Origin of the sequence: Actinoplanes sp. M2I2, from assembly GCF_023544445.1 — a bacterium.
Classification (GTDB): domain Bacteria; phylum Actinomycetota; class Actinomycetes; order Mycobacteriales; family Micromonosporaceae; genus Actinoplanes.
The window spans coordinates 1-8,556 of the sequence record NZ_JALPVJ010000052.1 but is presented as its reverse complement, the minus strand read 5'-3'; the positions used below and the strand labels follow the sequence as shown (position 1 = coordinate 8,556).

8 protein-coding genes are annotated in these 8,556 nt (G+C 65.5%); 6 read left to right on the top strand and 2 right to left on the bottom strand.

Annotated features, from left to right (window positions below; genetic code table 11):
- Positions 1-180: 180 nt before the first annotated feature.
- Positions 181-1,383, top strand: coding sequence for a tyrosine-type recombinase/integrase (locus HJC40_RS44880; protein ID WP_250009991.1), 1,203 nt, complete (start codon positions 181-183; stop codon positions 1,381-1,383).
- A gap of 1,251 nt (positions 1,384-2,634) precedes the next feature.
- Here HJC40_RS44880 and HJC40_RS44875 read toward each other — a convergent pair.
- Complete coding sequence (locus HJC40_RS44875; protein WP_250009990.1) at positions 2,635-2,808, bottom strand: hypothetical protein; 174 nt, start codon at positions 2,806-2,808, stop codon at positions 2,635-2,637.
- Complete coding sequence (locus HJC40_RS44870) at positions 2,805-2,972, bottom strand: hypothetical protein (protein ID WP_250009989.1); 168 nt, start codon at positions 2,970-2,972, stop codon at positions 2,805-2,807. The genes HJC40_RS44875 and HJC40_RS44870 overlap by 4 nt, the downstream gene beginning before the upstream one ends.
- A 156-nt stretch (positions 2,973-3,128) precedes the next feature.
- Between HJC40_RS44870 and HJC40_RS44865 the strand changes: the two genes are divergently transcribed.
- The 5 genes from HJC40_RS44865 to HJC40_RS44845 all read left to right on the top strand — a co-directional run bounded on the left by HJC40_RS44865 (position 3,129) and on the right by HJC40_RS44845 (position 7,986).
- The gene (locus tag HJC40_RS44865; protein WP_250009988.1) at positions 3,129-4,031 is read left to right on the top strand and encodes a hypothetical protein; all 903 of its coding nucleotides are present in this window, start codon (positions 3,129-3,131) and stop codon (positions 4,029-4,031) included.
- Between the two features lie 1,175 nt (positions 4,032-5,206).
- The gene (locus HJC40_RS44860) at positions 5,207-5,596 is read left to right on the top strand and encodes a hypothetical protein (RefSeq protein WP_250009987.1); all 390 of its coding nucleotides are present in this window, start codon (positions 5,207-5,209) and stop codon (positions 5,594-5,596) included.
- Positions 5,597-5,778: 182 nt separating this feature from the next.
- A complete protein-coding gene (locus HJC40_RS44855; RefSeq protein ID WP_250009984.1) occupies positions 5,779-6,681 on the top strand; it encodes a hypothetical protein in 903 nt (300 codons plus the stop codon).
- A 616-nt stretch (positions 6,682-7,297) separates the two neighbouring features.
- Entirely contained in the window at positions 7,298-7,525 is a 228-nt protein-coding gene (locus HJC40_RS44850) for a hypothetical protein (RefSeq protein WP_250009983.1), read from the top strand.
- 113 nt (positions 7,526-7,638) lie between these two features.
- Entirely contained in the window at positions 7,639-7,986 is a 348-nt protein-coding gene (locus HJC40_RS44845; RefSeq protein ID WP_250009982.1) for a hypothetical protein, read from the top strand.
- Positions 7,987-8,556: the final 570 nt, after the last annotated feature.

The following is an 8,556-nucleotide window of genomic DNA, read 5'->3' as shown; positions in this document are numbered from 1 at the left end:
GATCAGCATGGCGTAGGAACCTTGATGATCTTCTGAACCGGTCATGCCCGTCTTGCTGCCGCCAACCGAGGCGCTTCTACCCTGATCGACCCAAGTCGGACATGATCACGACTTTGCCGGGGCCCTGGGTGAACGCTCCTCCTCTTTGGAGGGGCCGTTATCGGAGTTGAGGTGCGGGCTATGCCCGAGACCAGTCCCATCTTTCAAGATGATGTCACCGGGTTGTTCGGGTTCCGTCTGGAGCTGGGCAACGACAGCAGCGGGGTCCGTATGCAGGCGCGGCGGTCCGGGTTCGTGACGGTGAAGGCCGCGAAGGTCGTGTACGACCGGCTGTGCCGGCAGCGCGATGCGCGGCATCCGAAGCCGCGGCCGAGTGACACGATGCAGGCCATCTGTGAGAGCTGGCTGCTCGCCCGTGAGCAGGACCTTGAACCCAACACCCGCTACAACTACATGTGGCTGCTTAATCTGATCTACCCGTATGTGGGCCGGGTTCGGGCGTCGCGGCTCAGTGCTCGGATGGTGGAGAACGCTTACCGCGACCTGGAAGCGGCGGGCTACTCCCGTACCAGTCTGCGGACCCTGGACCTGGTGTTGTCCAAGGCGTTCGAGGAGCAACTCGGCCGCCGGTTGGGGACACGTAAGCCGCGGGAGAGCGACGACGAACGGCTGGTGTGGACGCTGGCCGAGGCCCGCCGGTTCGGCGAGCATGTCGTCGAGGATCGCCTGTACCCGATGTGGCGGCTGCTGCTGGTGTCCGGGCTGCGGCGCGGCGAGTTGTGTGGTCTGCGGTGCGGTGACCTGGAACCCGATCAGGGCACACTGACCGTGCGCCGGCAGATCGTCATCGAGAATCCTGGCAGCCGGACACGGGTGAAACCACCGAAGTCGCACAACGGCCTCCGGACGCTGGTGCTGGACGCGGTAACCCTGGGGATGCTTGCTGCGACGGCGTCGGGTTCGGCGTCGCGGTATCTGTTCACCGGGCGGACGGGTCAGCCGATGCGGCCGGACAATCTCACCGACCGGTTCAACCAGCTCGCCGTCGCCGCGAAAGTCCGGCCGCTGGGCCCGCATCAGATCCGGCACATGCTCGCGTCGAATCTGCTCGACACTGGTTACGGCATCCATGAGGTCGCCGAGAGGCTCGGCCATGATCCGGCCACGCTGATGCGCTACTACGCAAAGGTCAGCGCCATCCGGCGTCGGCAAGCCGGCGACCGGATCGCCGAGCTGGTCACCGCACCCGAGCGTCCGCCTGGCAGAACTGACTTCAGCACAGCTTCGCCCTTGACAGTGGTACCCGGTGATGGCCACGTTGATGGCCAAGAAGAGGCCGTGAAGATGACCGGTAGGCCTGAATGGCGATATGCTATTTCGTAGGACGGGCTCGATTTCGGGCCAGTGCGGGAATGGTGAGCCTATTTGGCAGCGCACAAGCGTCTTCGTCTCGCCAGAATGCTTGTCTGGACTGAGCGGCAGGCACCGCACTTGATTGGGCGTGGTCACACGCCTGGTCACAGCTTTGATCAACTTTACCGGGATTGGTTGAAATCGGGCGGCATAGCGATGTTGTTCTGTCCGGATCTGCGTATGAAATGACATAAGTTGATGTTACTTAACACAATCGTTATATAGCTGGGGGTCAAGGGTTTGCAGGTTCAAATCCTGTCAGCCCGACTTTTGTCAGCCCGACTTTGGGAACGTCTTCGCAGGTCAAAGGCCTGTGGAGGCGTTCTTTTATTTACGTCGCGGACTCCTTTACTTGGCCGCCTTCGCCGTTGATGATCGAATGGGTCTTCTAGGCTTCGCTGTGTATCGCTGCAGGTCAGCGGGCCGCGTAGGCCGTTCGGGTGTTGCCTCTTGTGGCCGTTGACCAGGCGGCACCACCCTCTACCCGTGAGCCGGGGGGCGCGGACCGGAGTTTTTGGCTGCGGGACGTGAGCACGCCGCTGCGCGACCCCTTGACTCGGGCGGCTGTGCTGCCGGGCAGCGACTCCTTGACTGGGGAGCTGGCATAAGATCGAGAGTCTCCTGGCTGGTGTTCAGTGTTAGGCCTGGGCGGTGCTGCTGAGAGACTCGAGGCGACCTGAGCAGAGATGCCCACGGCCAACGACGCTTGCCTTGACTCCCGGCTTGGAAGTGCGCGGGCCGACATAGGTAGCAGCAGTGCGGCGGCGCCGCCGGACAGCTGCACCTGCAGCCCGTTGCCCTCGACGGGTTGCCCGGGGCCTGGGAGAGCTCGGGCCAGCCGTTCGCCGAGGGCCGGCCGGGGCTGCCTGGGCGGGGTCGGCGGCCAGCAGCGGAGTTGCCCCCGCGGCGCTGGTGACCGCCGCCGTGGCGGCGGGAGTTCTTGCCAGACGTCATGGGGAGTTTTCCTTCATGGTCGACCGGTGTGTCGACGTCCAGACGAGGCCCCGCGATGCTCACCACGGGGAGCAGGAAGAACCCGACGATCGTCGGGTTCACCCACGCTGGCACCAGGTCATAGTCGGCATTGCATTTGCTGCTCAGGGGGAAGAGGCGGTGGTAGTCGTCGCGGTGGGCCTGGTAGTGGGCGTCGTCGTAGGGCTGGCGATGCCGAGCCGAGCATTTTTCTTCCAGGCTCTGCAGGGCGGGCCCGGCGGCCAGCCCTCACAGCCAGGCCAGCACCATGAGGAAGAAGGACTTCCGGGTGGCATGGCCGAACCAGGCCGGCCGTCGCCGATCACCAGCGCGCAGACCCTTGACCATCCGCCACAGACTCCAGTCGGGCAGCACGAGGACCACCAGGCACGGAGTCAGGGCGGCGGCATGTTCCAGGTTCACTGATCGAGTGCCCTTTCGGCCGCCTCTTGCAGGTACTTGCGCTGGTTGGCCTTGAGCTGGGCGGCCTGGCGGGTCTCCATGCCCATCCGCGCCAGCAGCGCGTCCGCAAGGCCCCGGGACGAGCACACGTTCACGCTCGACCTCGAACCGAGTGACAAGCTCACCGATCTGTCCGTATGGGCGGCCGGCAAGCGCGCCCATCTCCCCTGAGAGTTGTTCCGCCAAGCCGGCGATGGGCGCACACGGCCGATGAGCCTGGCCAGGATGGGCTGGCTCCGGCCGGCGCCCCGGCCGCGACGATAACCACTACAGTCGCAGTCGTGAGCGCAGATCAGGGTCTTGTCCGGGTGTCCGATTCGTTCGGCGTACGCCGTGCCCGAGCCGGATCGATCCTCGCGGATGACGGGACGAACTATCAGGTCAAGTGGGATGACACCGATGAGGAAGAGCTTGTCCCACGGGGCGCCGGCGTTCACGTCGCGACGAGGGGTTCGCTGCGTTTCCTGGCTCTGTCCGACTCCCGGCTGTTCCACGCCGTCTTCGCCCAAGAGCCCCTCGCGGTGGTTCTCCACCTGTTGGCCGAGTCGTCGGTCCCGCTGAAGGTGCGAGAGATCCGGGAGCGTCTGGCCGAGCTCGGTCTCCGGAACGAGACCTGGGCCCGGCACGGGCCCCGCGCGCTGGCGGTTCTGCCCAAGTGGCCGAATGTCGTCCGACGGCAGAAGGGCGACACTCTGGCCTACACCTGGGTGGGGGACGACCTTCCCGAACTCCCGTCAGAGGCCGAGCCTGAACCGGAGCCGGCACCTACGCCCGCGCCTGTGTCGAAGCCCGCTCCTTCTCCCGCCAAGCCGATCGCGGCGGCTGCGACACCGGCCGAACCGGCCGTGCCGTCCGCCGAGCGGCTTCGGCGCCAGATGAGCGGCGCGCGGAGCCTCGGCGAGGTCGCTCGCCTGCTCACGCTCCCGAGAGAGTTCGTGGCTGAGTTGTCGCCGGAGGTGGTCGCCTCCGCGCTCCGCCGGGTCGCCGCTGAGGATCGGCTGGTCGCGGGCTTGCTCGACGCCCTGACCGCCTCCGGGCCGATCGGTGCGCTGACCGAGGAACTGGCGACGGCCCGGGCGGCGAACGCCGCACTCCAGAGCCGGGTCGATGAGCTGGAGGAGTGGTGGACGGCCCTTGAGCAGAGCACGGATCCGGGCGCCGCAATCCGTCAGCCGGGTAGCTGAGGAGCGTCTGGCGCGCCGGCTCGGAAGTGCGCAGGTAGGGCGATCCGCACCGCCTTGTATCTTTCCTCGCTAGAACACGCCGATTTCTGTACCCCGCTGGCGCGATATGGAAGTTGCTGGAGACCTGTGCGATGCCAGCGCCGCCGCTAGGGCGCCCGTGGCGCTGGCTGCCAAAAGGATGCCGCACCACGCCGGTCCAGCACGCCGGCGCACTACGGCCGGCAGCAGCTCCCGCGACAACGCCGCCTTCCACGGATGGAGATGCGCGTACCGGCTGATCTCAGCCACCTGCAGATCCCAAGCTCGGCAACGACTCACCCGCGCAGGATTTGTGCGTACTCGGCGTGGGTCGTCGGGGCGGCGTCGACCTTGAGCGCCAGTCATCGCTCGATCCACTTACGCAACAGCATGGTGGGCGGCCGCGGCAACGCCCGAGACGAGCTCGGATCGATCGCCGCGTACACCCGCGCAAAGGTCACCAACGTACCGGGCACCTGGACTTACTGCTTGGCCGCGACGGCCGAGTCCTCCGGCACAGGACGAGTCCGGGACCTTACTGCGCAGCGCTGAAATGCGAAGACATGCTGGCTGTCGGGCCGTCGTCTCACCGTTTGACTCACCTCGAATCTCCCAGCGTGGGCAAGAGGCCGATCCGTTTCTCTCGCTCGTCTCCAAAGGTCGGTAGGAACTGCCTCCATCGCCCGCGAGGTTGGCATCGTGAAGCTCATGAGCGCTGAATTCGACGTCCGGCGGATCGCGGATCTGGTCGGGCGAGGTCCAACGAGCCGGCCGAATACGTGGGCACGTCTCGAGTCCGAGGGCTGGCGGTGCAGCGCTGGAAGACCCGGGCGGCTGTCATCTCACTGGTCTGGAACACCTATGACGGTCCGCCGACCCCCGACATCGAGCTGAGGGAGAAACTTCGTGACCTGGGCGTCGGGGCTGGGTCGCGGGCTATGCCGCATTTCGCGTCGGCGGGCCCTTCCTGCACCAGGTGCCGGTCCCGGGTGCCGCGGATACAGCGGAGGTGGCTTGGGACCAGTTGGCTGAGGCGTTAGGTCAGCCGTTGCCGTACTGGCCGATTCCGCTGCAGCAACGTCAGCTGATCGACGCGTGGCGACCGGGTCGGCCCACCGTGCAGGCGCTGGCTGTCGAACCCGAGATGGACCTGGGATGTGCTGCTGCGCCTGGCTGCGCTCTACGACAGTGATCACCCGGCCGCGCAGGTGCTCTTCAGGCTGTTCCGTACGGTGACGTGGCGAGAATCCCCGACCGCTGCCCAGATGATCGCCATGGCCGAGAGCATGACGTTCGACGGCACGGTGGTGATCACGACCCGACCGATATCGGTGCCCCGAGCCCATCCGTACCAGGCGCCAGGGATGCTCCGCGTCGCTTCGCGATGGCGTGCGGCAACCCTTGACCCCTGGCATCGGTGCTGGTGGTGGGCTCTTGAGAGGGGGCCGGCAGAAGAAGCGTTGGCACTGCAACTACCAATCCGGCCGGTCTTGGTGGTGATGAACAGGCCGTCCCAGGGGGTCGTGCAGATCGCCGCCCTGTTGTAGGGGTTCGGCGCTGCGGCGTAGCTGGGCCGCGCGGACCTGGGCGCGACGATGCTGGCGGCTGCACGCCCCGGGAGTCACGTTAAAGAAACTTTAAGGAACGCTTGCTCAGCGTCATGAACTGCTGCCACATCATTGCTCGTATATCTCGGTACAAGCAGTACCGAGACGAAGAGGAGCCGTGCATGTATCGACGCGGAGTCAGCAGCCGGACGCGCAAGCTGCTGATTGGAGGTGCCGCCGCAGCGCTGCTCGGCTCGGCTCTCGCGGTCGGCACGGGGATGAGCCAGGCCGCCGAACAGGGCAACGCCGGAGCCGGCTCCGGTAATGTCAACGCTTTGGTGCCGGCGCTGGGTTTCAGCCCGGGCAATCCGAACGCGACGGCCGATCGCGTGGGCCCCACCGGGGTGAATGTTCCCGGTCGCTGCCCGCCCACTCAAGCCCAAGTGAACGCGCAGGTAGCGCTCAAGAATGCGAACCTTCCGAGTGGAACGGACCTTGAAAGCCGCATCCAACGCTTTGAAAAAACCTTGTCGGCGATTCAAGACTTGAAATGCCCCGCATCTTCCACGACTTTGCTGGGTCGCTTGAATTCCTTGACCGCGCTGCGCGGAAACGCGAACCGCGATAACCTCCTGCGTGGTTTGGGTCTGAACGAAACGCCAGCGGATAAAGCCGCCGCAGGATCCGGTGACGCGGCCGCGAGTGGAGCGACGGGCAACGCCGGAGCCGTCTCCGGTAACGTCAACGCTTTGGTGCCGGCGCTGGGTTTCAGCCCGGGCAATCCGAACGCGACGGCCGATCGCGTGGGCCCCACCGGGGTGAATGTTCCCGGTCGCTGCCCGCCCACTCAAGCCCAAGTGAACGCGCAGGTAGCGCTCAAGAATGCGAACCTTCCGAGTGGAACGGACCTCGAGAGCCGCATCCAACGTTTTGAGAAGACCTTGTCGGCGATTCAAGACTTGAAATGCCCCGCATCCTCCACGACTTTGCTGGGTCGCTTGAATTCCTTGACCGCGCTGCGGGCAAACGCGAACCGCGATGACGTCCTGCGTGGTTTGGGTTTGAACGAAACGCCAGCGGGATAAAGCCGCAGGGAATGCGGCGCCGCAAAAACGCGCCAGCGAAACAAGTGGCTCGCAGAGCGGCGCCGCGGACAACGGCAACCTGATCCTTCGCGGATCCTGATCCACCGCACGGAACCGCCTCGCCGGAGGCCCTCGCACCACGGGGGTCTCCGGCGCGTCCGTGTGTGCTGCGCGCGACCGGCAACCGAGCCTTTGGCTTCGGCCCGACGAGCATCCGCGGGGTGTCTGGACTCAAGACCTGTAGGTCTTCGATGTGCACGATCGTGCAGACGTACTTCAGCGGAACCATGAGGGGACCACACGGTATGCACCCTGATGCGCGGACCTGCACGCGTGGTCGGACGGCGAACGCCGCGCATCTCGCCTGAAGTGCGGAAACGCCGACCCCAACGGCCTAGGGGCCGTGCGGGTCTAGACGGGGCAGCTCGTCCGCTACTACGCCTTGAACTGGTAGCCGCTGTGTCCGAGTAACCGGTGTGTTGAACGACGCACCTGCTCCAGAGCTGTCAGCCAAAGGCTCAGATGGTCGAGCTGCCTGTCGATCAACTTAGTCTCACAAGCAGATCGCGGTGCGCTTCGATCAGCGACGGCTTCCCCGAACCACGGAGCACACTCGATGATCGGCAACGTCAGCAGTCAGACTCCTACCGTTCGACGCCTCGCCTGGCAGGCGAGGGACGTGGAGCTGTATGCACCGGTCGTCTACAGCCAACTCAAGGTAGGCGCCCGGATCTTGTCCTACCTTGTCGGCCGGATTGGCGTCGAAGCCGGCGGCGACGAGTTGGCCGATGCGCTGGGCCTGGATACGGGACGGCTCGGGGTGTCAGGAGACGGCGCTGGGTAGGCCCGTCACTCGCTCACGGCCCGAAGCATCGATGAGCGCTCCGAGGTCGCACCGACGAACCTGAGCTCGCATACTCACGCCAGCCATGCTGGTCGTGCGAAAGGGTAGTCGACATGACGAACACAGTTGCCGGCTCGGCCCCGACGGGCGCGCGGGATTGGTGGGCGGTAGGGACCGTGCTCGTTGCGAACGGCGTTCTGGTGACGGTGCTCCTCTCGCAGGCCATTGGCGCTGGCGGCAAGTTGTTCCCGTTCTTCTTTATGCTCGAACCGAAGGGACTGGGCGCCCTCGCGGTCGGACTGGCCGTGGCGCTGCTAATCGCGTGGCGTCAGCGCGCTACAGCCCGGACGCCCGTCACCGGGATAGGTTGGGGGATCGTGGCCACCGCGCTCGGTTGGGCACTCGCGTTCGGGCTCGTCTACGTCGCGGCGATGGCCGTCTTCTGGTTCAACTTCAGGTAGGTCTGACCCGCTCCGCGGAATCCGAAGATGAGCGAGGGCTGAGCAGGCACTCCTCGGGTCGCCCAGCTCGCCGTTGTCGTCAGCGACGCACCGTCTGCCTGGGTATACACCTGAGCTGAACCCGGTTGAATTGCTCAACAGCGACATCAAACGCCGTGTGGCGTAACCGAATCCGGGCAACGTGCCGAGCTGACCGCCGCGACTGCGGCCCGCCGCTCGGCGGGCCGCGTTCGAACCGCCTCGCATCCCGGCGGGTAAGAGGTCAGCGGTTGGTGAGGCTGCGTTGGGGACCATATGGGGACCACACGCTACGGACGCCAGCGCACGGCCTGAACACTCGACCATCCCATGAACGGCGCGCATCGTGCTTGACGTCCGCAGACACCATCCACAATGGCTTGGGGTTCAAGGGGTCGCAGGTTCAAATCCTGTCAGCCCGACAATGTGATGTCTCAGGACATCGGAATAGCCTGAACCTACGTTTCGTAGGTTCGGGCTGTTTTGTTTTTGGGGGTGGGTCCGGGTGGCCGGCCGGTGGGCTGGTAGTCGCGTCGGGGGTCGATGGTGAGT

What these genes read in the sequence shown, in the direction of transcription:
- HJC40_RS44880 (WP_250009991.1), top strand. Translation starts at nt 181, where the DNA reads ATGCCCGAGACCAGTCCCATCTTTCAAGATGATGTCACCGGGTTGTTC.
- HJC40_RS44845 (WP_250009982.1), top strand. Translation starts at nt 7,639, where the DNA reads ATGACGAACACAGTTGCCGGCTCGGCCCCGACGGGCGCGCGGGATTGG.
- HJC40_RS44855 (WP_250009984.1), top strand. Translation starts at nt 5,779, where the DNA reads ATGTATCGACGCGGAGTCAGCAGCCGGACGCGCAAGCTGCTGATTGGA.
- HJC40_RS44850 (WP_250009983.1), top strand. Translation starts at nt 7,298, where the DNA reads ATGATCGGCAACGTCAGCAGTCAGACTCCTACCGTTCGACGCCTCGCC.